This window comes from Bradyrhizobium sp. LVM 105 (assembly GCF_003957705.1).
Taxonomy (GTDB): domain Bacteria; phylum Pseudomonadota; class Alphaproteobacteria; order Rhizobiales; family Xanthobacteraceae; genus Bradyrhizobium; species Bradyrhizobium frederickii.
Map to the genome: position 1 here is coordinate 333,239 of NZ_QZMV01000005.1, position 23,427 is coordinate 356,665.

Here is a 23,427-nt window from a genome sequence, read left to right on the forward strand (position 1 = left end):
CAGCATCGGTTGGTTTCATGGCATCCAAGCCTCTTTCGCCCGACGACAAGCCTCTCTCTCCCGACAAACAGAAGCTCGCCGCAGAAAAAGCGGCCGAGCTCGACGACAAGCACGCCGCGGCGGCCAAGCCGGACCTCGACGACGAGGAGGATGACGAGGACGAGGCGGACGACGGGCAGGAACTCGATGACGACGATGAGGACGAGGACCTCGTCGTCTTTACTGCCCGCGAAGCCGCCGGCGCGCTCGCGACCATCCTCGGCTTCGTCAAACCCTATCTGACGAACTACAAGCGGATGCTGTCGTTCGTGGCGTTCGGCGTCTTCGTCGAGACGCTGTTCAACGTCATCATGCCGCTCAGCCTCAAGTTTCTCATCGACGAGGCGCTCGGCGAGGAGGACTTCCAGGCGCTGTACAAGATCCTCGGCGTGCTCGCCGTCGCCGGCATCTTCACCTCGATCGTCGCGGTCTGGTACGAGCGCTGGGATGCGCGGCTGGCCGCCTGCATCATCTCGGACGTCCGCAAACGCCTGTTCGAGCACGTTCAGGACTTGCCCGCGGCCTATTTCGGCCGCACCAAGCGCGGCGAGATTCTGTCGCGCTTCTCGGTCGACCTCTCGGCATTCGAAGGCTCGGTGAAGACCTTCGCCAACAGCGCCGCGCTGCCGTTTCTGGAACTGATCGCGGGCATCGTCCTGATGGTGTTCTTGAACTGGCAGCTCGCGGTGGTCGCGCTGCTCGTGTTTCCGATCACGCTGATCGGCCCGCGGATCCTGACGCCCAAGGCAGTGCAGGCCAATTACGAGCAGAAGCTCAACGAGAGCGCGCTGCTCGGCATGGTGCAGGAGAACGTGGCGGCGCAGGCCGTGATCAAGGCATTCAGCCTGCAGCGCAAGATGTTCGGCTTCTTCGCCTTCCGCAACGACGAGACCCGCAGCAGGATCGCCTCGGCCGCTTTCCTGTCGACGATGGTGGAGCGGACGGTCACCATCTCGGTGCTATTGCTGCACCTCGTGGTGCTCGCGATCGGCGCGTATCTCGCGACCAAGGGCCAGATCACCATCGGCACCTTCGTCACCTTCGAGAGCGCGTTCTGGGAGGTCTCCTACAACATCGCCCATCTGATGCATTTCATCCCGGTGTCGATCTCCTCGGCCGCCGCGATCCGCCATATCCAGGAGCTGCTGGACGAGCCGACCCGCGGCGCCGATCGGGCCGGTGCGCCCGATTTGCCGCGCATCACCAACGACATCACCTTCGACCACGTCACCTTCCAGTACGAGGGCAGTCAGACGCCGGTGCTGGATAATCTCAGCCTCAAGCTCGACGCAGGCAAGCGCATCGCGATCGTCGGCCCGAGCGGCTCCGGCAAGAGCACGTTGCTCAACCTGATCCTGCGGCTCTACGTGCCCGACGAGGGGCGCGTCACCATCGACGGCGTCGACGTCCGCAAGGTGACGCTGGATTCGCTGCGCCGGAGCATGGCGGTGGTGTTCCAGGAGAACATGCTGTTCAACATGTCGATCCGGGAGAACATCCGGCTCGGCAAGGAGGGCGCGACCGACGAGGAGGTGGAGGAGGCGGCCAAGAAGGCCGAGATCCACCGCTACATCATGAGCCTGCCGCAGCGATACGACACGCCGGTCGGCGAGCGCGGCGACACCCTGTCGGGCGGCCAGCGCCAGCGCATCGCGATCGCGCGCGCGATCATCCGCAACCCATCTGTGCTGCTGCTCGACGAAGCCACCTCGGCGCTGGACCAGACCACGGAAGCTGCGATCAACCGCACGCTGCTCAAGGTCGCCAAGGGCCGCACCATGATCTGGTCGACCCACCGTCTGACGTCGGTGGTCGAGATGGACGAGATCATCGTCATTTCCGGGGGCAGGGCGATCGAACGCGGCACTCATGCCCAGCTGCTCGCCAAGAACGGGACCTATCGCAAGCTGTGGAACGACCAGATCCACCAGCCGCACGGCGCAGCCGCCCCCGTCGACGATGGCCGAGACGAGGACGACGAAGACGACGACGAGGAATGACCGGCCGCGATTCGGTGATTCCGGTGACCGGCATCGGCGCGGTCCGCACCAGACGACGAGTTTTCGATTCGAAAACTTTGTCGGAGAGCTCTCATTCGAATTGATCGTCAGCGTCGAAACGTCCGCGTGGCCGCCGTCGCGGGCGTTGGTCGCGCGGCAACTTCGGGAGCTCCCCGGTGAAATCTCTGGTGCCGATGACTGCCGAAGCGGAGAGATTAACGCCCCTTAACGCACGGCGAGCAAGAAAAAGCCCTGCCAATGGTTATAAAGTTGCGTTTTACCCGGGTATAAATTGCAACCAGGCTGGCCAAGTGGAGACTGGCCTCCCATATCAGGGGAGCGCGGCAAGGGTGGCAAACAGCGATTTTGACAGGCTCCTGAAGCGCTTCGTGACTGTCGTTTCGCCTTGACTTGAGCGACTCTCACTTATAGAAAGCGCCTCACTTAACGACAGGCGGTGAGCATCGCCAGCGTCGGAACGGGCCACCCGTTAGATCCCCAAGGACCAAGTCCACAAGGGATCGCTCAAGGCGGGCACCAACCTCGACGAATGCCGCTCAAACGCTGTCGATCATAGCTAGGCAATGCCAGTGCGATTCTAGGTCTCTTGAGCAAGTTCTCTTGAGATCGAATTCGGATGCATGACCTCAGTACGCAGGCCGCGGCTCTACGCTGACCGGCCTTAATGCTGCGGTCCTCTGTGGCGTCGAAGCGCTTTCCGCCCGTTGATGGGGCGGTTGGCGCGATTTCGCTTTGTGCGGATAGTTCCGCGGAAGGCGGCCTCGTCGGGCAGGTGGCTCGAAAGAATTTGCAGTCCCGGCAACGGGCTGCGGCAAGACAGCGGATCCGGAAGGGGCCGCGACAGAACAAAGGGTAAGGCCAGGATGCCGACGATCAACCAGCTGATCGCTCAACCGCGTGAAGTGCAGAAGTCGCGCAAGAAGGTGCCGGCGCTGCAGCAGTCGCCGCAGAAGCGTGGTGTTTGCACCCGCGTCTACACCACGACCCCGAAGAAGCCGAACTCGGCGCTTCGTAAGGTCGCCAAGGTGCGCCTGACCAACGGCTTCGAGGTGATCGGCTACATCCCCGGCGAGGGCCATAACCTCCAGGAGCACTCGGTGGTCATGATCCGCGGCGGCCGCGTCAAGGACTTGCCCGGCGTGCGTTACCACATCCTCCGCGGCGTTCTGGATACCCAGGGCGTCAAGAACCGTAAGCAGCGTCGTTCGAAGTACGGCGCGAAGCGTCCGAAGTAAGCGGGAACCAGCTCTATGTCTCGTCGCCACTCAGCGGAAAAGCGCGAAGTCCTTCCCGATCCGAAGTTCGGGAACATCATCGTCACGAAGTTCATGAACTCGGTGATGTATGCCGGCAAGAAGTCGGTCGCCGAGGGCATCGTCTACGGTGCGTTCGGTATCATCGAATCCAAGACCAAGCAGAACCCGCTCGGCGTGTTCGAGCAGGCGCTCGAGAACGTCATGCCGACGATCGAGGTTCGCTCCCGCCGCGTCGGCGGCGCGACCTACCAGGTTCCGGTCGAGGTTCGCTCGACCCGCCGGCAGGCGCTGGGCATCCGCTGGCTGATCTCGGCCGCGCGCGAGCGCAACGAGAAGACCATGACCGAGCGGCTTTCGGCCGAGCTGCTGGACGCATCGAACAACCGCGGGAACGCCGTCAAGAAGCGTGAAGACGTGCATCGGATGGCGGAAGCCAACCGCGCCTTCTCGCATTATCGCTGGTAACGGCGACACACTCGGACTCGCAAGGAACGACTCATGCCCCGCCAACATGCCATCGAGGACTACCGTAACTTCGGTATCATGGCGCATATCGACGCCGGCAAGACCACGACGACCGAGCGCATCCTCTATTACACCGGCAAGAGCCACAAGATCGGCGAAGTGCACGAAGGTGCCGCGACGATGGACTGGATGGAGCAGGAGCAGGAGCGTGGCATCACGATCACCTCGGCTGCGACCACCGCGTTCTGGGCCGGCAAGCGCCTGAACATCATCGACACCCCCGGCCACGTCGACTTCACCATCGAGGTCGAGCGCAGCTTGCGCGTGCTCGACGGCGCCGTCTGCGTGCTCGACTCGAACCAGGGCGTCGAACCCCAGACCGAGACCGTCTGGCGCCAGGGCGACAAGTACAAGGTTCCGCGTATCGTCTTCGCCAACAAGATGGACAAGACCGGCGCCGACTTCTTCAAGTGCCTGACCGACATCGTCGACCGCCTTGGCGCCAAGCCGATCGCGATCCAGCTTCCGATCGGCGCCGAGAACAACTTCAAGGGCCTCGTCGACCTCGTGAAGATGCAGGGCATCATCTGGAACGATGAATCGCTCGGCGCGAAGTTCGATTATGTCGACATTCCCGAGGATCTCGTCGAGCAGGCCAAGGAATACCGCGAGAAGATGGTGGAAGCCGCCGTCGAGCTCGACGACGACGCCATGGCCGCCTATCTCGACGGCAAGGAGCCGGACGAGGCGACGCTGAAGCGGCTGATCCGCAAGGCGGTGCTGACCGGCGCGTTCTATCCGGTGCTGTGCGGCTCGGCCTTCAAGAACAAGGGCGTGCAGCCGCTGCTCGACGCCGTCGTCGACTATCTGCCGTCGCCGATCGACGTGCCCGCGATCAAGGGTACCGACGACCGCGGCAACGAGGTCGTGCGCAAGGCGGACGACAAGGAGCCGCTGGCGCTGCTCGCGTTCAAGATCATGGACGACCCGTTCGTCGGCACCATCACCTTCTGCCGCATCTATTCCGGCGTGCTGCAGAGCGGCACCGGCGTCGTGAACTCGACGCGCGAGAAGAAGGAGCGCATCGGGCGCATGCTGTTGATGCATGCGAACAACCGCGAAGACATCAAGGAAGCCTATGCCGGCGACATCGTCGCGCTGGCCGGCCTGAAGGAAGCGCGCACCGGTGACACGCTGTGCGATCCCGACAAGCAGGTGATCCTGGAGAAGATGGAATTCCCCGAGCCGGTCATCGAGATCGCGATCGAGCCGAAGTCCAAGGCCGACCAGGAAAAGCTGGGCGTGGCGCTGGCCAAGCTCGCCGCGGAGGATCCGTCCTTCCGCGTGTCGACCGACCAGGAGTCCGGCCAGACCATCCTCAAGGGCATGGGCGAACTCCATCTCGACATCAAGGTCGACATTCTCAAGCGTACCTACAAGGTCGACGCCAACATCGGCGCCCCGCAGGTTGCGTTCCGTGAGCGCGTCACCAAGAAGGCCGAGGTCAAGTACACCCACAAGAAGCAGACCGGCGGTACCGGTCAGTTCGCCGAAGTGTCGATCGTGGTCGAGCCGAACGAGCCCGGCAAGGGCTACGAGTTCGAGTCCAAGATCGTCGGCGGTGCGGTTCCGAAGGAATACATCCCCGGCGTCGAAAAGGGCCTCAACAGCGTGATGAGCTCCGGCGTGGTCGCGGGCTTCCCCGTGGTCGACGTCAAGGTTCAGCTCGTCGACGGCAAGTATCACGACGTCGACTCGTCGGCGCTCGCCTTCGAAATCGCAGCGCGCGCGGCATTCCGCGAAGCCTTGCAGAAGGGCAAGTCCGTCCTGCTCGAGCCGATCATGAAGGTCGAAGTCGTGACCCCGGAAGACTACACCGGCTCGGTCATCGGCGACCTGAATTCCCGGCGTGGTCAGATCCAGGGTCAGGACATGCGCGGCAACGCCAACGTCATCAACGCGATGGTGCCGCTCATGAACATGTTCGGTTACGTGAATAACCTGCGCTCGATGAGCCAGGGTCGCGCGACCTTCACCATGCAGTTCGACCACTACGCAGAAGCGCCGGCCAACGTGTCGGCAGAAGTCCAAAAGAAGTTTGCCTGATTGTCGTCGGTCTAAAGCTGACGATTGAACGGAGAGTCAAATGGCCAAAGCAAAGTTTGAACGTAACAAGCCGCACTGCAACATCGGCACCATCGGTCACGTCGACCATGGCAAGACGTCGCTGACCGCGGCGATCACCAAGGTTCTCGCCGAAGCCGGCGGTGCGACGTTCACCGCGTACGACCAGATCGACAAGGCGCCGGAAGAGAAGGCGCGCGGCATCACCATCTCGACCGCGCACGTCGAGTACGAGACGCCGAACCGTCACTACGCCCACGTCGACTGCCCCGGCCACGCCGACTACGTCAAGAACATGATCACCGGCGCCGCCCAGATGGACGGTGCGATCCTGGTCGTGTCGGCCGCTGACGGCCCGATGCCGCAGACCCGCGAGCACATCCTGCTCGCCCGCCAGGTCGGCGTGCCCGCGCTCGTCGTGTTCCTCAACAAGTGCGACATGGTCGACGATCCGGAGCTGCTCGAGCTCGTCGAGCTCGAAGTCCGCGAGCTGCTCTCCAAGTACGACTTCCCGGGCGACAAGATCCCGATCATCAAGGGCTCGGCGCTCGCCGCCCTCGAAGATTCCGACAAGAAGCTCGGCCACGACGCCATTCTCGAGCTGATGAAGAACGTCGACGAGTACATCCCGCAGCCGGAGCGTCCGATCGACCAGCCGTTCCTGATGCCGGTCGAAGACGTGTTCTCGATCTCGGGCCGCGGCACCGTCGTGACCGGCCGTGTCGAGCGCGGCGTCGTCAAGGTCGGCGAGGAAATCGAGATCGTCGGTCTGCGCGCCACGCAGAAGACCACGGTCACCGGCGTCGAGATGTTCCGCAAGCTGCTCGATCAGGGCCAGGCCGGCGACAACATCGGTGCGCTGCTCCGCGGCACCAAGCGCGAAGACGTCGAGCGCGGCCAGGTGCTGTGCAAGCCGGGTTCGGTCAAGCCGCACACCAAGTTCAAGGCTGAGGCTTACATCCTCACCAAGGAAGAGGGCGGTCGCCACACCCCGTTCTTCACCAACTACCGTCCGCAGTTCTACTTCCGCACCACCGACGTGACCGGTGTGGTGCATCTGCCGGAAGGCACCGAGATGGTGATGCCGGGCGACAACATTGCGATGGAAGTGCACCTGATCGTGCCGATCGCGATGGAAGAGAAGCTCCGCTTCGCGATCCGCGAAGGTGGCCGCACCGTCGGCGCCGGCGTCGTCGCCTCGATCATCGAGTAACAAGCGAATAGGGAATGGTGAGTGGCGAATAGGGATCTCTATTCGCTACTCGCTACTCGCCACTCACTAGAGAAAGCACGGCAATGAACGGCCAAAACATTCGTATCCGTCTCAAGGCGTTCGACCATCGTATCCTCGATACGTCGACCCGCGAGATCGTGAACACGGCGAAACGCACCGGCGCGCAGGTCCGCGGACCCATTCCGCTGCCCACCCGCATCGAGAAGTTCACCGTCAACCGTTCGCCCCACGTCGACAAGAAGAGCCGCGAGCAGTTCGAGATGCGCACTCACAAGCGCCTGCTCGACATCGTCGATCCGACCCCGCAGACCGTCGATGCTTTGATGAAGCTCGACCTGGCCGCCGGTGTCGACGTCGAGATCAAGCTCTGAGCATGCCCCGAAAAGTGGGCACCGGTTTTCGGATCGGGTCATGCTCACTTACGAAGATTAGCTAGTCCGCAAGGACAGAAAGAACAGGAAGCAAGCCGATGCGCTCCGGAGTGATCGCACAAAAGGTCGGGATGACGCGGGTCTTTACGGAGGCCGGCGAACATATCCCCGTGACCGTGCTGAAGCTCGGCAATTGCCAGGTCGTAGGCCACCGTACCGAAGAAAAGAACGGTTACGTCGCGCTCCAGCTCGGTTCTGGCAGCCGCAAGACCGTTTACATGCCCAAGGCGGAACGCGGCCAGTTCGCGGTCGCCAAGGTCGAGCCGAAGCGGCGGGTCGAGGAATTCCGCGTCTCGCAGGACGCGATGATCCCCGTCGGCGCCGAGATCCTTGCGGATCACTTCGTCGTCGGTCAGTTCGTCGACGTCACCGGCACCTCGGTCGGTAAGGGGTTCGCCGGCGGCATGAAGCGCTGGAACTTCGGCGGTTTGCGCGCCACCCACGGCGTGTCGGTCTCGCACCGTTCGATCGGTTCGACCGGCGGCCGTCAGGACCCCGGCAAGACCTGGAAGAACAAGAAGATGCCCGGCCACATGGGTGTCGACCGCATCACCACGCTCAACCTTCGCGTCGTCCAGACCGATGTCGAGCGCGGCCTGATCCTCGTCGAAGGTGCCGTTCCCGGCTCCAAGGGCGGCTGGATCCGCGTGCGCGACGCCGTCAAGAAGCCGCTGCCGAAGGAAGCTCCGAAGCCCGGCAAGTTCAAGGTTGCTGGTGACGCGGAAGCCGCTCCGGCTGCGCAGGAGGCGTGAGATGGAATTGAAGGTCACCACCCTCGAAGGTAAGGAAGCCGGCTCGGTCCAGCTCTCCGACACCATTTTCGGCCTCGAGCCGCGCCAGGACATCATTGCACGTTGCGTGCAGTGGCAGCTCAACAAGCGCCAGGCGGGTACGCACAAGGCCAAGGGCCGCGCGGAGATCTGGCGCACCGGCAAGAAGATGTACAAGCAGAAGGGCACCGGCGGTGCTCGTCACGGCTCGGCCCGCGTGCCGCAGTTCCGCGGCGGCGGTCGTGCCTTCGGTCCGGTGGTGCGCTCGCACGCCACCGACCTGCCGAAGAAGGTCCGCGCGCTGGCCCTGAAGCATGCGCTCTCGGCCAAGGCCAAGGACGGCGATCTCGTCGTGATCGACAAGGCCGCGCTGGAAGCCGCCAAGACCAAGGCGCTGCTCGGTCATTTCTCGGGTCTGGGCTTGACCAACGCGCTGATCATCGACGGTGCCGAGCTCAACAACGGTTTTGCCGCTGCGGCCCGCAACATCCCGAACATGGACGTGCTGCCGATCCAGGGCATCAACGTCTACGACATCCTGCGCCGTCAGAAGCTCGTTCTGACCAAGGCCGCCATCGATGCGCTGGAGGCGCGCTTCAAATGACGAAGAACATCGAGGCTCGCCACTACGACGTGATCGTTGCGCCGGTCGTGACCGAAAAGGCGACGATCGCCTCCGAGCACAACAAGGTGCTGTTCAAGGTCGCCGCGAAGGCGACCAAGCCGCAGATCAAGGAAGCGATCGAGAAGCTGTTCGACGTCAAGGTCAAGAGCGTCAACACGCTGGTCCGCAAGGGCAAGACCAAGGTCTTTCGCGGCAATCTCGGCTCGCAGTCGAACACCAAGCGCGCGATCGTGACCCTCGAAGAGGGCCACCGGATCGACGTCACCACCGGTCTGTAAGGTCGTACGACGATGGCACTGAAGAAATTCAACCCCACGACGCCGGGCCAGCGCCAGCTGGTCATGGTCGATCGTTCGGCCCTCTACAAGGGCAAGCCGGTCAAGGCGCTCACCGAGGGCAAGCATTCCTCGGGCGGCCGCAACAACACCGGCCGCATCACCGTGCGCTTCCGTGGCGGCGGTCACAAGAAGACGCTGCGCACCGTCGATTTCAAGCGCGAGAAGATCGACGTTCCCGCGACCGTCGAGCGGCTCGAGTATGATCCGAACCGCACCGGTTTCATCGCGCTGATCAAGTATCAGGACGGCGAGCAGGCCTACATCCTGGCGCCGCAGCGCCTGGCCGTGGGCGACACCATCGTCGCCGGCAACTACGTCGACGTGAAGCCGGGCAACGTCATGCCGCTCGGCAACATGCCGGTCGGCACGATCATCCACAACATCGAGGTCAAGATCGGGAAGGGCGGCCAGCTCGCCCGTTCGGCCGGCACCTACGCCCAGCTCGTCGGCCGCGACCAGGACTACGTCATCATCCGCCTGAATTCGGGCGAGCAGCGCCTGGTGCACGGCCGTTGCCGCGGCACGATCGGCGCGGTGTCGAACCCGGATCACATGAACACCTCGATCGGCAAGGCCGGTCGCAAGCGTTGGATGGGCCGTCGCCCGCACAACCGCGGTGTCGCGATGAACCCGATCGACCATCCGCACGGCGGTGGTGAAGGTCGTACCTCGGGCGGCCGCCACCCGGTCACGCCGTGGGGCAAGCCGACCAAGGGCAAGAAGACCCGCACCAACAAGTCGACCAACAAATTCATTCTCCTAAGCCGCCACAAGCGGAAGAAGTAAGGAACGCCGGACATGGTTCGTTCAGTCTGGAAAGGCCCGTTCGTCGAGGGTTCTCTGCTCAAGAAGGCAGATGCCGCGCGCGCGTCCGGCCGTCACGACGTCATCAAGATCTGGAGCCGTCGTTCGACGATCCTGCCGCAATTCGTCGGCCTGACCTTCGGCGTCTACAACGGTCAGAAGCACGTGCCGGTGGCCGTCAACGAGGAAATGGTCGGTCACAAGTTCGGCGAGTTCTCGCCGACCCGGACCTTCCATGGCCACTCCGGCGACAAGAAAGCCAAGAAGGCTTGAGGATTAAACGATGAGCAAACCTAAGCGCGAACGGAGCCTCGCCGACACCGAGGCCAAGGCGGTCGCCCGGATGCTGCGGGTGAGCCCGCAGAAGCTCAACCTGGTCGCCCAGCTCATTCGCGGCCGGAAGGCTGCTGCTGCGCTCGCCGATCTGCAGTTTTCGCGCAAGCGGATCGCGGTCGACGTGAAGAAGTGCCTGGAATCGGCTATCGCCAACGCCGAGAACAACCACGACCTCGACGTCGACGATCTCGTCGTGGCGCAGGCCTTCGTCGGCAACGGTCTGGTGATGAAGCGCTTCGCCGCTCGCGGCCGCGGCCGCTCGGGCCGGGTCTACAAACCATTTTCGCAGCTGACGATCATCGTTCGTCAGGTCGAAGCTGAAGCCGCCGCTTAAGGGCGCAGGAGAACACGATGGGTCAAAAGATCAATCCGATCGGTCTGCGCCTCGGCATCAACCGTACCTGGGATTCCCGCTGGTTCGCCGGCAAGCAGGAATACGGCAAGCTGTTGCACGAGGACGTCAAGATCCGTGAGATCCTGCACAAGGAGCTCAAGCAGGCGGCCGTCGCCCGCATCGTGATCGAGCGTCCGCACAAGAAGTGCCGCGTCACCATCCACTCGGCCCGTCCGGGCGTGGTGATCGGCAAGAAGGGCGCCGACATCGACAAGCTGCGCAAAAAGGTCGCGGACATCACCTCGTCCGACGTCGTCATCAACATCGTCGAGATCCGCAAGCCGGAGCTCGATGCGACGTTGGTGGCCGAGTCGATCGCGCAGCAGCTGGAGCGCCGCGTGGCGTTCCGCCGGGCCATGAAGCGCGCCGTGCAGTCGGCGATGCGTCTCGGCGCGGAAGGCATCCGCATCAACTGCTCGGGTCGTCTGGGCGGTGCGGAAATCGCGCGTATGGAATGGTACCGCGAAGGTCGCGTGCCGCTGCACACGCTGCGCGCCGACATCGACTACGGCGTTGCGACCGCGTTCACGACCTTCGGCACCTGCGGCGTCAAGGTCTGGATCTTCAAGGGCGAGATCCTCGAGCACGATCCGATGGCCCAGGACAAGAGAATGGCCGAAGGCGAGACGGGTGGCAGCAGCGATCGTGGTGGCCGTCAGCGCCGCGATACGGCTGCAGCCTGATCTGCACTGAGAATTTGAGGGCTCAAAGCCATGATGCAACCTAAGAAAACGAAGTTCCGGAAGGCGCATAAGGGCCGCATCCACGGCGTTGCGTCTTCGGGCGCGACGTTGGCGTTCGGCCAGTTCGGCCTGAAGGCGACCGAGCCTGAGCGCGTCACCGCGCGCCAGATCGAGGCCGCTCGCCGCGCGCTGACCCGCCACATGAAGCGCGCCGGCCGCGTCTGGATCCGCGTGTTCCCGGACGTTCCGGTGTCGAAGAAGCCGGCCGAAGTCCGCATGGGCTCCGGCAAGGGTTCGCCGGAATTGTGGGTCGCGCGCGTCAAGCCGGGCCGGGTGCTGTTCGAGATCGACGGCGTCAACACCCAGACGGCGCGTGAGGCGCTGACCCTGGCGGCCGCCAAGCTGCCGATCAAGACGCGCTTCGTCGAGCGCATTGCGGAGTAATGGCCATGGCCCAGATGAAGATCGAAGACATCCGTGCGATGAGCCCCGACCAGCAGGATGACGCCATCCTGAACCTGAAGAAGGAGCGCTTCAACCTGCGCTTCCAGCGCGCCACCGGGCAGCTCGAGAACACCTCGCGCCTGCGCGAGGCCCGCCGTGACATCGCCCGGATCAAGACCGTCGCCGCGCAGACGCGCGCCAAGAAGAAGTAAGAGGCTTACGAAGATGCCGAAACGTACTTTGCAGGGCGTGGTCGTCAGCGACAAGCAGGCCAAGACCATCGTGGTGCGCGTTGACCGCCGCTTCACGCATCCGATCTACAAGAAGACGATCCGCCGATCGAAGAACTACCACGCGCACGACGAGAGCAACGAGTTCAAGCCGGGCGACATGGTGTGGATCGAGGAATCGAAGCCGATTTCGAAGTTGAAGCGCTGGGTCGTGATCCGGGGCGAGCACAAGAAAAGCGCCTGATCTGTTGGCTTTAGCCGACTGACTTCAGGGAAATGTTGAGCGCCGGCTGGGCTGGCGCAAAGAGAAGAGGACGAGGTGCATCAATGATTCAGATGCAGACCAACCTCGACGTGGCCGACAATTCTGGCGCACGCCGTGTCATGTGTATCAAGGTGCTCGGGGGCTCCAAGCGCCGCTACGCCACGATCGGCGACATCATCGTCGTCTCGATCAAGGAAGCGATTCCGCGTGGCAAGGTGAAGAAGGGCGACGTGATGAAGGCCGTCGTGGTGCGCGTCCGCAAGGACATCCGCCGCGCCGACGGTTCGGTCATCCGCTTCGACCGCAACGCCGCCGTTCTGATCAACAATCAGTCCGAGCCGGTCGGCACCCGTATCTTCGGGCCCGTGCCGCGCGAGCTGCGCGCTAAGAACCACATGAAGATCATCTCGCTCGCGCCGGAGGTGCTGTGATGGCTGCGAAGATCCGCAAGGGCGACAAGGTCGTCGTGCTGACCGGTCGCGACAAGGGCCGGACCGGCGAAGTGTTCGAAGTGCGTCCCGACGCCGGCACGGCGCTGGTGCGCGGCATCAACATGGTCAAGCGTCACCAGAAGCAGACGCAGGCCCAGGAGGGCGGCATCATCTCGAAGGAGTCGCCGATCCAACTGTCCAACATCGCGTATGTCGGCAAGGACGGAAAGCCGACCCGCGTCGGATTCAAGATTCTGGCGGACGGCAAGAAGGTCCGCATCGCCAAGAGCTCGGGAGCTGAGATCGATGGCTGAGGCCGCTTACACCCCGCGCCTGCGCGCGGAATACGACGCGAAGATCCGCACGGCTCTGACCGAGAAGTTCGGTTATGAGAACGTCATGCAGGTTCCGCGCCTGGACAAGGTCGTGCTGAACATGGGCGTCGGTGACAGCGTCAACGACCGCAAGAAGGCCGAGACCGCCGCCGCCGAGCTGACCCAGATCGCCGGCCAGAAGGCGATCGTGACCTATTCGCGGATCGCGATCGCGACCTTCAAGCTGCGCGAGAACCAGCCGATCGGCTGCAAGGTCACGCTGCGCAAGGCCCGCATGTACGAGTTCATCGATCGCCTGGTGACGGTCGCGCTGCCGCGCGTCCGCGACTTCCGCGGCCTGAACCCGAAGAGCTTCGACGGCCGCGGCAATTATTCGCTCGGCATCAAGGAGCACATCATTTTCCCCGAGATCGACTTCGACAAGGTCACGGAAGCCCGCGGTATGGACATCACCGTCTGCACCACGGCCAAGACCGACGAAGAGGCGAGGGCCTTGTTGACCGCTTTCAATTTCCCGTTCCGGCAGTGAGACGCTGACCTAAAGCCTCTCAAACGCGGATACCCAGGAGCCAAGCATGGCAAAGAAGAGTTCAGTCGAGAAGAACAACCGGCGCAAGCGGATGGTGAAGAACGCCGCCGCCAAGCGCGAGCGGTTGAAGGCGATCATCGCCGACAAGGCGCTGCCGATGGAAGAGCGGTTCGCCGCGACCCTGAAGCTGGCGGAAATGCCGCGCAACTCGTCGGCGACCCGCATTCGCCTGCGTTGCGAGCTGTCGGGCCGTCCGCGCTCGAACTACCGCAAGAACAAGCTGTCCCGTATCGCGCTGCGCGAGCTTGGCTCCAAGGGCATGGTCCCGGGCCTCGTGAAGTCCAGCTGGTAAGGAGGGTCGTTTAGATGTCTACGCACGATCCAATCAGCGATCTGATCACCCGTATCCGCAACGCGCAGATGCGCTCGAAGAGCAAGGTCTCGACGCCCGGCTCGAAGATGCGCGAGAACGTGCTCGAGGTCCTCAAGTCCGAGGGTTACATCCGCGGCTACGCCACGCTCGAGCATTCCTCGGGCCGCAGCGAGATCGAGATCGAGCTGAAGTATTTCGACGGCGAGCCCGTCATCCGCGAGATCGAACGTGTCTCCAAGCCCGGGCGCCGCGTCTACGCCTCGGTGAAGAACCTGCCGCGGGTCAACAACGGGCTCGGCATTTCGGTGTTGTCGACGCCGAAGGGGATCATGGCCGACCACAGCGCGCGCGACGCGAATGTGGGCGGTGAAGTCCTCTTCACGGTGTTCTGAGAAGGATTTTTCATCCATGTCACGTGTTGGCAAAAGGCCTGTGGCGGTGCCGTCGGGTGTTACCGCGACTGTCGATGGGCAGACCGTCAAGATGAAGGGGCCGAAGGGCCAGCTTCAGTTCGTCGTCCATGACGACGTCGAGGTGAAGCTCGATAGCGGCCAGATCAAGGTTCAGCCGCGCTTCGAGACCAATCGCGCGCGTGCCCTGTACGGGACCGCTCGCGCCCAGGTCGCGAATCTGGTCGAAGGCGTCACCAAGGGCTTCGAGAAGAAGCTCGAGATCACCGGCGTCGGTTACCGCGCCGCGATGCAGGGCAAGAACCTGCAGCTCGCGCTCGGGTACAGCCACGACGTGGTCTACGCGATCCCGGAAGGGATCACGATCACGGTGCCGAAGCCGACCGAGATCACGGTGTCCGGCAGCGACATCCAGCGTGTCGGCCAGGTCGCGGCCGAGATCCGCAGCTATCGCCCGCCGGAGCCCTACAAGGGCAAGGGCGTGAAGTATGTTGGCGAATTCATCTTCCGCAAGGAAGGCAAGAAGAAGTAACGGAGCCGGTCATGTCCAAAGCCAAGGTTACCAATGCCCGGCGCAAGCGGAGTGTGCGGCTGAAGCTGCGCCGCTCCGGTGGTGGTCGTCCGCGTCTGTCGGTGTTCCGCTCGTCCAAGCACATCTACGCCCAGGTCATCGACGACCTGAAGGGCGAGACGCTGGCCTCTGCCTCGTCGCTCGAGAAGTCGATGCGCGACGGCGGCAAGACCGGCGCCGACATCGATGCGGCAAAGGCGGTCGGCAAGCTGCTGGCCGAGCGCGCCGCCGAGAAGGGTGTCAAGGAAGTCGTGTTCGATCGGGGCAGCTACCTCTATCACGGGCGCGTCAAGGCTCTCGCCGACGCTGCGCGTGAGAGTGGGCTGAGCTTCTAACGGAATTTGAGGATTGAGGCGTAAGCCTCTGAAGGATTGGAAAAACCATGGCAGCTGAACGCGAACAACGTGGTGGACGCGATCAACGCGGCGGCGGACGTGAACGCAGGGAGCGCGAGGAGCGCGACAGCGAGTTCGTCGACAAGCTCGTCCACATCAATCGCGTGGCCAAGGTCGTCAAGGGCGGCAAGCGCTTCGGTTTCGCAGCGCTGGTCGTGATCGGCGACCAGAAGGGCCGCGCCGGCTTCGGTCACGGCAAGGCGCGCGAAGTGCCCGAGGCGATCCGCAAGGCCACCGAGTCCGCCAAGCGCAACCTGACCCGCGTGTCGCTGCGCGAGGGCCGCACGCTGCATCACGACATCGCCGGCCGTCATGGCGCGGGCCGAGTCTACCTGCGTGCAGCTCCGGCCGGTACCGGGATCATCGCCGGTGGTCCGATGCGCGCCGTGTTCGAGACGCTCGGTGTCCAGGACGTGGTGGCGAAGTCGATCGGCTCGTCGAACCCCTACAACATGGTTCGTGCGACCTTCGACGCGCTGAAGCACCAGGACTCGCCGCGCTCGGTCGCTGCCCGCCGCAATATCAAGGTGTCCACCCTCCAGTCCCGCCGTATCGGTGGCGACGCCGAGGCGGCTGCCGACTAACGGAAGCTTTTCGGAGTAGACTCCCATGGCCAAGGCCGCAAAGACGATCAAGCTCGAGCAGACCGGCAGCGCGATCCGCCGCCATCACTCGCAGCGCTCGACGCTGATTGGGCTCAAGCTCAACAAGATCGGCCGCACCAGCGAACTGCCGGATACCCCGGCGGTTCGTGGCATGATCGAGAAGGTTCACCATCTCGTCCGCATCGTCGACGAGAAGTAAGCAAGGGCGCACGGTCCCGAACAGCGGGCTACCCGTTTTCGGCGAAGATCAGGCGCAAGACACAAGGAGAAGGGCGATGAAGCTCAGCGATATCGCCGACAACGCCGGCTCGCGCAAGAAGCGTATGCGCGTCGGCCGCGGCATCGGTTCGGGCAAGGGCAAGCAGTCCGGCCGCGGCGGCAAGGGCCAGACCGCGCGTTCCGGCGTGCGCATCAAGGGTTTCGAAGGCGGCCAGATGCCGATGCATCGCCGCCTGCCCAAGCGCGGCTTCAACAACATCTTCCGCGTCGAGTTCGCCGAGATCAATCTCGACCGGCTCCAGGAAGCGGTCGATGCCAAGAAGATCGACGCCGGCAGCGTCGTGAACGTCGAGGCCCTGGTGAAGGGCGGCGTGCTGCGCCGCGCCAAGGGCGGCCTGCGGCTGCTCGGCCGTGGCGAGCTCAAATCCAAGCTCAACATCGAAGTCCACGGCGCCAGCAAGACCGCGATTGAAGCGGTCGAGAAGGCCGGCGGCTCGGTGAAGATCCTCGCCCCTGCCAAGGAAGAAGGCGAGGCGGCGTAACAACTGCGTCATCGGCCCGCGGCGCGCGGGCCTTTACGCATGTGGGACGATGGACTTATCGAAGCCGAGCCCCAGATAATGTCCGGTGTCCGGTATAATGTAGCCCGGCCGCGGGCATGACGGCGCGATAGGCGGCGGGAGAAAGTCCAAGATGGCCTCTGCAGCGGAACAACTGGCAGCCAATCTCAATTTCAGTGCGTTCGCCAAGGCTGACGAACTGAAGAAGCGCATCTGGTTCACCCTGGGTGCGCTGCTCGTTTATCGGCTCGGGACCTATATCCCGCTTCCCGGCATCGATCCCAATGTCTGGGAGCAGGTGTTCCGCTCCCAGGCGGGCGGCATCCTCGGCATGTTCAACATGTTCGCCGGCGGCGGCATCCACCGCATGGCGATCTTCGCGCTGAACATCATGCCGTATATCTCGGCCTCGATCATCATCCAGCTCCTCACCACCGTCTCGCCGCAACTCGAGGCGCTGAAGAAGGAGGGCGAGTCGGGCCGCAAGCTGCTGAACCAGTACACCCGCTATCTCACCGTGATCCTGGCCGCGTTCCAGTCTTACGGCATCGCGGTCGGCCTCGAAGGCGCCGGCAACGTCGTCAGCGAGCCCGGCATGTTCTTCCGCCTCTCGACCGCGATCACGCTGACCGGCGGCACCATGTTCCTGATGTGGCTGGGCGAGCAGATCACCTCGCGCGGCATCGGCAACGGCATCTCGCTGATCATTCTCGCCGGCATCGTCGCCGAGCTGCCCGCCGCCCTCGCCAACATGCTCGAGCTCGGCCGTCAGGGCGCGATGTCGACCGGCCTGATTCTGGTCGTCATCATCATGGCCGTCGCCGTGATCGCCTTCATCGTGTTCATGGAGCGCGCGCAGCGCCGCCTCCTCATCCAGTATCCGAAGCGCCAGGTCGGCAACAAGATGTTCGAGGGCCAGTCCTCGCATCTGCCGCTCAAGCTCAATACCTCCGGCGTGATCCCGCCGATCTTCGCGTCCTCGCTGCTGCTGCTGCCGACAACGGTCGCGAATTTCAACGCGGGCAGCGGGCCGGAATGGTTCCAGTGGATCAACACCCAGCTCGGCCACGGCCGTCCGCTGTTCCTGTTCATGTATCTGGCGCTGATCGTGTTCTTCGCCTTCTTCTACACCGCGATCGTGTTCAACCCGACCGAAACCGCGGACAATTTGAAGAAGCATGGCGGTTTCATTCCGGGCATCCGTCCCGGCGAGCGCACCGCGGAATATATCGACTACGTGCTCTCGCGCATTACCGTGCTCGGCGCTGTCTATCTGGCGATCGTCTGCTTGATCCCGGAGATCCTGATCTCCTACGCCTCGGTGCCGTTCTACTTCGGCGGCACCTCGCTGCTGATCGTCGTCAGCGTCACCATGGATACGGTGGCGCAGGTGCAGGGCTATCTGCTGGCGCATCAGTACGAAGGCCTGATCCGCAAGTCGAAGCTGCGCGGCCGTCGCCGCTAGACGCGGCGTGCTCTCAAGGCGGCGCGACCGCGCCGCCGATTCGCCGCGTGAACAGCACGCCGCCGCCTGGAGGCGATCAACCAACGGTTCGGTCGCTTCGGCAGAGCTGCTCTCACTGCTGCGCAATCACTGATTTCAAAGCCCTTCTTGGCGTCCACCCATCTGCTCTCCTATGATAGGGTAGCGGTGCAGCGCCGATTGTGGTTTGCACTGTTCTTCGATTTCAAACACAGGTGCGCGACGTATCGCTCACCAATCCGGGGGGCGTACGCCGATGAGAATTATACTTCTGGGACCGCCGGGGTCGGGCAAGGGGACGCAGGCGCAGCTGTTGGTGCAGCGCTATGGCATCGTCCAGCTCTCGACCGGCGAGATGCTGCGCGCCGCGGTGGCGGCCGGAACGCCGGTCGGACTCAAGGCCAAGGAGATCATGGCCAGCGGCAGCCTCGTGCCCGACGAGGTCGTGGTCGGAATCATCTCCGATCGCATCGACCAGCTCGACGCCAGGAACGGTTTCATCCTCGACGGCTTCCCGCGCACCGTGCCGCAGGCCGAAGCGCTCGACGAACTGCTCAAGGCCAAGCGCCTCAAGCTCGACGCCGTGATCGAGCTCCGCGTCAACGAGAGCGCGCTCCTGCACCGTGTCGAAACCCGCGTCGCCCAGATGCGGGAGCGTGGCGAGGAGGTCCGGCTCGACGACACGCCGGAGGTTCTGACCAAGCGACTCGCCAACTACCGCAGCCAGACGGAACCGCTGATTCACTACTATTCCGAGCGGCGGAAGCTCTCGACCATCGACGGTATGATGGCCATCGACGAGGTCACCCGCGCCATTGATCGCCAGCTCCAGGCGCTGGGGGCGGTCGAGCCCCAGGAGGCTGGCAAGGGAAAGACCAGGAGCGCGGCCAAGACCGCCCCGGTCAAGAAGGCCAAGGCGGCGAAGAAATCGGCCAAAAAGCCGGCGAAAGCAGCCAAAAAGGCCGCCAAACCGGCCAAATCCGCCAAAAAGGCAAGCAAGAAGGCCGTGAAGGGTCCCAGGAAGGCGGCCAAGAAAAGCGTCAAAAAAACGGTCAAGAAGGCAGCCAAGAAGACCGCCAAGAAGGCGGTCAAAAAGGGTGCCAAGAAGGTTGCAAAAAAGGTCACGAAAAAGCGAGCCAAGCGCTAGCAGCGGTTGACGAAAGCCCCCGGAATCCCCTAATAAGCCCCGCATCCAAGTCGGATAGTTTCAGACGATGCCGGGCCCCAGGAAGACCGGGGGAGGGCGTCGTGTTCGCGTTTGTGAACACCTGCCCGAGAACACAAGCACTTAAAGCCCGATCCTGACGAGGATCGGCAACAGGAGAGAAGGCCGTGGCCCGTATTGCCGGCGTGAACATTCCCACCAACAAGCGCGTGCTGATCGCGCTCCAGTACATCCATGGCATCGGTCAGAAGATCGCCGGTGAGATCCTGGAGAAGGTGAAGATCCCCGTGGATCGTCGCGTCAATCAGCTCAGCGACGCTGAAGTGCTCCAGATCCGCGAAGTGATCGACCGCGACTATCTCGTCGAGGGCGACCTGCGCCGCGAGGTCGGTATCAACATCAAGCGTCTGATGGACCTCGGCTGCTATCGCGGTCTGCGTCATCGTCGCGGTCTGCCGGTGCGCGGCCAGCGCACCCACACCAATGCGCGTACGCGCAAGGGTCCGGCGAAAGCCATCGCCGGCAAGAAGAAGTAAGCTCGCGAATAGGGAATGGCGAATGGCGAGTAGGGAGCATCCCTATTCGCCATTCGCTACTCACTATTTGCTTCCACAGGTGTAGCCGCTGGCATTACGGCGGCGTTTGAGATCTTCAGGAAAGGGACTCAATGGGCAAGGAAGCCACCCGCGTTCGTCGTCGTGAGCGCAAGAACATCGCCTCCGGCGTCGCGCATGTGAACTCGTCGTTCAACAACACGACCATCACCATCACTGACGCGCAGGGCAACACGATTGCCTGGTCCTCCGCCGGCACGATGGGCTTCAAGGGCTCGCGCAAGTCGACCCCGTACGCGGCGCAGGTTGCCGCCGAGGACGTGTCCAAGAAGGCGCAGGAGCACGGCATGCGCACGCTGGAAGTCGAAGTCGCCGGTCCCGGTTCGGGCCGCGAATCGGCGCTCCGTGCGCTTCAGGCCGCCGGCTTCACCGTCACCTCGATCCGCGACGTGACCACGATCCCGCACAACGGTTGCCGTCCGCGCAAGCGTCGTCGCGTTTGATTTTTACGAGTTGCGGGCGCATCGGCGCCCGCAATGACTTTGCAAGAAGCCGCAGGAATGCTCTGCGGCCTTTCTCCAACGCCAGTATTTGATGCCTCAAATTGGCTGGCCTGTATGGGTGAAACAGTGACGATCCAGAAAAATTGGCAAGAACTGATTCGGCCGAACAAGCTCCAGGTGACGCCCGGCAGCGATTCCTCGCGTTTCGCGACGATCGTCGCCGAGCCGCTCGAGCGCGGCTTCGGCCAGACGCTCGGCAACGCCCTGCGCCGTATCCTGCTCTCTTCGCTCCAGGGCGCGGCGGTGCAGTCGGTGCACATCGACGGCGTGCTGCACGAGTTCTCCTCGATCGCGGGCGTCCGTGAGGACGTCACCGACATCGTGCTGAACATCAAGGACATCTCGATCAAGATGCAGGGCGAAGGCCCCAAGCGCATGGTCGTGAAGAAGCAGGGCCCCGGCGTCGTCACCGCCGGTGACATCCAGACCGTCGGCGACGTCGTCGTGCTCAACCCGGACCTGCAGATCTGCACCCTCGACGAGGGCGCCGAGATCCGCATGGAGTTCACGGTCGCCACCGGCAAGGGCTACGTGCCCGCCGAGCGCAACCGTCCCGAGGATGCGCCGATCGGCCTGATCCCGGTCGACAGCCTCTACTCGCCGGTCCGCAAGGTCTCCTACAAGGTCGAGAACACCCGCGAGGGCCAGATCCTCGACTACGACAAGCTGACCATGACGATCGAGACCAACGGTGCGATCTCGCCGGACGACTCGGTGGCTTACGCTGCCCGCATCCTGCAGGACCAGCTCAACGTGTTCGTCAACTTCGAAGAGCCGCGCAAGGAAGTCGCCCAGGAGATCATCCCGGACCTCGCCTTCAACCCGGCCTTCCTCAAGAAGGTGGACGAGCTCGAGCTGTCGGTGCGTTCGGCCAACTGCCTGAAGAACGACAACATCGTCTATATCGGCGACCTCGTGCAGAAGAGCGAAGCCGAAATGCTCCGCACCCCGAACTTCGGCCGCAAGTCACTGAACGAGATCAAGGAAGTGCTGGCCCAGATGGGTCTGCATCTCGGCATGGAAGTGCCGGGATGGCCGCCGGAGAACATCGACGAGCTCGCCAAGCGCTTCGAGGATCATTACTGAGTTTGGCGAATGGGGAGTGGCGAATAGCGAATACAACTCGCTACTCGCCATTCACTACTCGCTATCCGGGCGAACGCAGGCAGCCCACCTGAGCAACATGTCCGACGAACCGTCGCGGCAGTTTTAACGTAAGGACTTACTCACATGCGTCACGGCAAGGTTCATCGGAAGCTCAACCGCACCGCCGAGCATCGCAAGGCGATGTTCGCCAACATGGCGGCCGCGCTGATCAAGCACGAGCAGATCGTCACCACGCTGCCGAAGGCCAAGGAGCTCCGTCCGATCGTCGAGAAGCTCGTCACCCTCGGCAAGAAGGGCGGCCTGTCGCTGCGCCGCCAGGCGATCTCGGAGCTGCGCGACGTCGACATGGTCAGGAAGCTCTTCGACACGCTGGCGACCCGCTACAAGGACCGCCAGGGCGGCTACACCCGCATCATCAAGGCCGGCTTCCGCTACGGCGACAACGCCGCGATGGCCGTGATCGAGTTCGTCGATCGCGACGTCGATGCCAAGGGCCAGGATTCCGGCCCGGTGCAGGAGAAGGAAGCCGAGGCGGCGTAAGCCGTTCAGCGGATACGGATGGATTGAAAACGGCGCCCTCGGGCGCCGTTTTTGTTTCTGGGACCGGCCGCAGATGCGCGGGACTATTCTTCCTTGATTCCCGCCTTTTGCGCGATGTCCTTCATTTCAGCGGTCTCCTTGCCGATCGCTCCCGCCCAATCGCCGAAACGCGCGAAGCCGGGCTCGAAGCCGACCTTGGCGAAGCGCTCGGCCACGGAGGGATTTTTGATCGTCTCCTCCAGCGTTGCCGAGAGCTTGTCGTGAACGGCCGGCGGCAGGCCCTTGGGAGTGACCACGGCGCCCCATGAGGCGAAGTCGATGTTGCCATAGCCGAGCTCGGCGAGCGTCGGCACGTCAGGCAGGAACGGCGTGCGCTTGGCCGAGAACACGGCGAGCACCTTGACGGCGCCCGCCTCGATCTGCGGCTTGACCGCGATCACGGTGTCGACGTGGTACTGGATGTGCTTGCCGATGAGGTCGTTCATCGCCGGCGCGCTGCCCTTGTAGGGCAGGTGGACCATCTTGATCCCGGCCGCCGATTTGAACAGCTCGCCGGCAAAGTGCGAGACGGTCGCGACGCCGAAAGACGCCAGCGAGAGCTTGTCGGGATTGGCCTTGGCCTCGGCGACGAGCGCAGCCACGTCCTTGACCGGATTGTCCTTGTAGGTGACCAGTACCAACGTGATTTTGCCGACTTGGCCGAGCGGCTCGAAATCCTTGGCCGCGTCGTAGGGCACGCTTTCCTTGACGGCTGCCGGCAGCGTGAAGCTCGAGTTCGAGCTGAAGAACAGGGTGTATCCGTCCGGCGCCGCTCGCGCCACTTCCTTGGCCGCAATCGTGGTGCCGCCGCCGGGGCGGTTCATGATGATCACGGGCTTGCCGAGCCGCGTCTCCAGATCGCCGCCGATGATGCGCGCCACCACGTCGGAGGCGCCGCCGGGCGGGAAGGGGACGATCAATTGCAGGGCTTTGTCCGGATAGACCGCTTGCGCCGGCGCGAGCGAATTGCTGCCCATCAGGCCGAGCAATCCGAGCGCAACAGTGAGGGCGGTTCTCTTCATCGCATGGTCCTTCCGTGTTCGCATGAGCGCAGATGTCGGGTCCAGTTTAGCAATATTCATTCCACCT

At 63.4% G+C, this 23,427-nt stretch carries 33 protein-coding genes; 32 read left to right on the top strand and 1 reads right to left on the bottom strand.

The annotated features are described in order from the left end of the window. Window positions 1-17: 17 nt before the first annotated feature. From D6B98_RS16945 to rplQ, 32 genes are all read left to right on the top strand, one after another. Window positions 18-2,039: an ABC transporter ATP-binding protein gene (locus D6B98_RS16945; protein WP_126258102.1), complete on the top strand. Its 2,022-nt coding sequence runs from the start codon at window positions 18-20 to the stop codon at window positions 2,037-2,039. 884 nt (window positions 2,040-2,923) lie between these two features. After that, window positions 2,924-3,295, top strand: coding sequence for a 30S ribosomal protein S12 (gene rpsL, locus D6B98_RS16950; RefSeq protein ID WP_007603006.1), 372 nt, complete (start codon window positions 2,924-2,926; stop codon window positions 3,293-3,295). A gap of 15 nt (window positions 3,296-3,310) precedes the next feature. After that, the gene (gene rpsG / locus D6B98_RS16955) at window positions 3,311-3,781 is read left to right on the top strand and encodes a 30S ribosomal protein S7 (RefSeq protein WP_008136420.1); all 471 of its coding nucleotides are present in this window, start codon (window positions 3,311-3,313) and stop codon (window positions 3,779-3,781) included. 33 nt (window positions 3,782-3,814) lie between these two features. Further along, entirely contained in the window at window positions 3,815-5,887 is a 2,073-nt protein-coding gene (gene fusA, locus D6B98_RS16960) for an elongation factor G (protein WP_126258103.1), read from the top strand. Between the two features lie 40 nt (window positions 5,888-5,927). After that, window positions 5,928-7,118: an elongation factor Tu gene (gene tuf, locus D6B98_RS16965; RefSeq protein ID WP_126258104.1), complete on the top strand. Its 1,191-nt coding sequence runs from the start codon at window positions 5,928-5,930 to the stop codon at window positions 7,116-7,118. Between the two features lie 83 nt (window positions 7,119-7,201). Then, window positions 7,202-7,510, top strand: a complete 309-nt coding sequence (gene rpsJ, locus D6B98_RS16970; RefSeq protein ID WP_002712302.1) for a 30S ribosomal protein S10 — start codon at window positions 7,202-7,204, stop codon at window positions 7,508-7,510. Between the two features lie 98 nt (window positions 7,511-7,608). Then, window positions 7,609-8,322: a 50S ribosomal protein L3 gene (rplC, locus tag D6B98_RS16975; RefSeq protein ID WP_028137024.1), complete on the top strand. Its 714-nt coding sequence runs from the start codon at window positions 7,609-7,611 to the stop codon at window positions 8,320-8,322. A 1-nt stretch (window position 8,323) separates the two neighbouring features. Then, window positions 8,324-8,944, top strand: coding sequence for a 50S ribosomal protein L4 (gene rplD / locus D6B98_RS16980; protein WP_074116741.1), 621 nt, complete (start codon window positions 8,324-8,326; stop codon window positions 8,942-8,944). Continuing rightward, the gene (locus D6B98_RS16985) at window positions 8,941-9,243 is read left to right on the top strand and encodes a 50S ribosomal protein L23 (RefSeq protein ID WP_028137022.1); all 303 of its coding nucleotides are present in this window, start codon (window positions 8,941-8,943) and stop codon (window positions 9,241-9,243) included. Before rplD ends, D6B98_RS16985 begins: the two co-directional genes overlap by 4 nt. Window positions 9,244-9,255: 12 nt before the next feature. Next, on the top strand, window positions 9,256-10,089 hold the full coding sequence (gene rplB / locus D6B98_RS16990) for a 50S ribosomal protein L2 (RefSeq protein ID WP_126258105.1): 834 nt from the start codon (window positions 9,256-9,258) through the stop codon (window positions 10,087-10,089). A 12-nt stretch (window positions 10,090-10,101) separates the two neighbouring features. Further along, window positions 10,102-10,380, top strand: coding sequence for a 30S ribosomal protein S19 (rpsS, locus tag D6B98_RS16995; protein WP_008136357.1), 279 nt, complete (start codon window positions 10,102-10,104; stop codon window positions 10,378-10,380). A 10-nt stretch (window positions 10,381-10,390) separates the two neighbouring features. Further along, entirely contained in the window at window positions 10,391-10,777 is a 387-nt protein-coding gene (gene rplV, locus D6B98_RS17000; RefSeq protein WP_126258106.1) for a 50S ribosomal protein L22, read from the top strand. Window positions 10,778-10,794: 17 nt separating this feature from the next. Then, complete coding sequence (gene rpsC, locus D6B98_RS17005; protein ID WP_092294149.1) at window positions 10,795-11,520, top strand: 30S ribosomal protein S3; 726 nt, start codon at window positions 10,795-10,797, stop codon at window positions 11,518-11,520. A gap of 30 nt (window positions 11,521-11,550) precedes the next feature. After that, window positions 11,551-11,964: a 50S ribosomal protein L16 gene (gene rplP / locus D6B98_RS17010; protein WP_008136349.1), complete on the top strand. Its 414-nt coding sequence runs from the start codon at window positions 11,551-11,553 to the stop codon at window positions 11,962-11,964. Between the two features lie 5 nt (window positions 11,965-11,969). Beyond that, window positions 11,970-12,176, top strand: coding sequence for a 50S ribosomal protein L29 (gene rpmC / locus D6B98_RS17015; RefSeq protein ID WP_011088144.1), 207 nt, complete (start codon window positions 11,970-11,972; stop codon window positions 12,174-12,176). A gap of 13 nt (window positions 12,177-12,189) precedes the next feature. After that, on the top strand, window positions 12,190-12,438 hold the full coding sequence (rpsQ, locus tag D6B98_RS17020) for a 30S ribosomal protein S17 (protein WP_007603028.1): 249 nt from the start codon (window positions 12,190-12,192) through the stop codon (window positions 12,436-12,438). A gap of 83 nt (window positions 12,439-12,521) precedes the next feature. Continuing rightward, on the top strand, window positions 12,522-12,890 hold the full coding sequence (gene rplN / locus D6B98_RS17025) for a 50S ribosomal protein L14 (protein WP_007603030.1): 369 nt from the start codon (window positions 12,522-12,524) through the stop codon (window positions 12,888-12,890). Beyond that, the gene (gene rplX, locus D6B98_RS17030; RefSeq protein WP_007603031.1) at window positions 12,890-13,204 is read left to right on the top strand and encodes a 50S ribosomal protein L24; all 315 of its coding nucleotides are present in this window, start codon (window positions 12,890-12,892) and stop codon (window positions 13,202-13,204) included. The genes rplN and rplX overlap by 1 nt, the downstream gene beginning before the upstream one ends. Next, entirely contained in the window at window positions 13,197-13,754 is a 558-nt protein-coding gene (gene rplE, locus D6B98_RS17035; protein ID WP_018647250.1) for a 50S ribosomal protein L5, read from the top strand. The genes rplX and rplE overlap by 8 nt, the downstream gene beginning before the upstream one ends. A gap of 46 nt (window positions 13,755-13,800) precedes the next feature. Next, window positions 13,801-14,106 (top strand): 30S ribosomal protein S14, encoded by a 306-nt coding sequence (gene rpsN / locus D6B98_RS17040; RefSeq protein WP_126258107.1) that lies wholly within the window; start codon window positions 13,801-13,803, stop codon window positions 14,104-14,106. A 14-nt stretch (window positions 14,107-14,120) separates the two neighbouring features. Then, window positions 14,121-14,519 (top strand): 30S ribosomal protein S8, encoded by a 399-nt coding sequence (gene rpsH / locus D6B98_RS17045; RefSeq protein ID WP_014494505.1) that lies wholly within the window; start codon window positions 14,121-14,123, stop codon window positions 14,517-14,519. A gap of 16 nt (window positions 14,520-14,535) precedes the next feature. Further along, the gene (gene rplF, locus D6B98_RS17050; RefSeq protein ID WP_126258108.1) at window positions 14,536-15,069 is read left to right on the top strand and encodes a 50S ribosomal protein L6; all 534 of its coding nucleotides are present in this window, start codon (window positions 14,536-14,538) and stop codon (window positions 15,067-15,069) included. 11 nt (window positions 15,070-15,080) lie between these two features. Next, window positions 15,081-15,443 carry a 50S ribosomal protein L18 gene (gene rplR / locus D6B98_RS17055; RefSeq protein ID WP_007603036.1) on the top strand — a complete coding sequence of 121 codons (363 nt, stop codon included), beginning with the start codon at window positions 15,081-15,083 and terminating at the stop codon, window positions 15,441-15,443. A gap of 47 nt (window positions 15,444-15,490) precedes the next feature. Next, window positions 15,491-16,087 (top strand): 30S ribosomal protein S5, encoded by a 597-nt coding sequence (gene rpsE, locus D6B98_RS17060; RefSeq protein ID WP_014494507.1) that lies wholly within the window; start codon window positions 15,491-15,493, stop codon window positions 16,085-16,087. A gap of 25 nt (window positions 16,088-16,112) precedes the next feature. Further along, on the top strand, window positions 16,113-16,307 hold the full coding sequence (rpmD, locus tag D6B98_RS17065) for a 50S ribosomal protein L30 (protein WP_011088137.1): 195 nt from the start codon (window positions 16,113-16,115) through the stop codon (window positions 16,305-16,307). A 76-nt stretch (window positions 16,308-16,383) separates the two neighbouring features. Continuing rightward, window positions 16,384-16,869, top strand: coding sequence for a 50S ribosomal protein L15 (gene rplO / locus D6B98_RS17070; RefSeq protein ID WP_028137015.1), 486 nt, complete (start codon window positions 16,384-16,386; stop codon window positions 16,867-16,869). A gap of 151 nt (window positions 16,870-17,020) precedes the next feature. Then, window positions 17,021-18,352 carry a preprotein translocase subunit SecY gene (gene secY / locus D6B98_RS17075; RefSeq protein ID WP_126258109.1) on the top strand — a complete coding sequence of 444 codons (1,332 nt, stop codon included), beginning with the start codon at window positions 17,021-17,023 and terminating at the stop codon, window positions 18,350-18,352. A 274-nt stretch (window positions 18,353-18,626) separates the two neighbouring features. Continuing rightward, window positions 18,627-19,517, top strand: coding sequence for an adenylate kinase (locus D6B98_RS17080; protein WP_126258110.1), 891 nt, complete (start codon window positions 18,627-18,629; stop codon window positions 19,515-19,517). Window positions 19,518-19,702: 185 nt separating this feature from the next. After that, the gene (gene rpsM / locus D6B98_RS17085) at window positions 19,703-20,071 is read left to right on the top strand and encodes a 30S ribosomal protein S13 (RefSeq protein WP_008549231.1); all 369 of its coding nucleotides are present in this window, start codon (window positions 19,703-19,705) and stop codon (window positions 20,069-20,071) included. 131 nt (window positions 20,072-20,202) lie between these two features. Continuing rightward, window positions 20,203-20,592 (top strand): 30S ribosomal protein S11, encoded by a 390-nt coding sequence (gene rpsK / locus D6B98_RS17090; RefSeq protein ID WP_007603045.1) that lies wholly within the window; start codon window positions 20,203-20,205, stop codon window positions 20,590-20,592. A 114-nt stretch (window positions 20,593-20,706) separates the two neighbouring features. After that, on the top strand, window positions 20,707-21,738 hold the full coding sequence (locus D6B98_RS17095; protein ID WP_049820165.1) for a DNA-directed RNA polymerase subunit alpha: 1,032 nt from the start codon (window positions 20,707-20,709) through the stop codon (window positions 21,736-21,738). Between the two features lie 144 nt (window positions 21,739-21,882). Then, window positions 21,883-22,299, top strand: a complete 417-nt coding sequence (rplQ, locus tag D6B98_RS17100) for a 50S ribosomal protein L17 (RefSeq protein WP_126258111.1) — start codon at window positions 21,883-21,885, stop codon at window positions 22,297-22,299. A gap of 83 nt (window positions 22,300-22,382) precedes the next feature. On the opposite strand, the gene D6B98_RS17105 is transcribed toward rplQ, so the two are convergent. Continuing rightward, window positions 22,383-23,360, bottom strand: coding sequence for a Bug family tripartite tricarboxylate transporter substrate binding protein (locus D6B98_RS17105; protein WP_126258112.1), 978 nt, complete (start codon window positions 23,358-23,360; stop codon window positions 22,383-22,385). Between the last annotated feature and the right edge of the window lie 67 nt (window positions 23,361-23,427).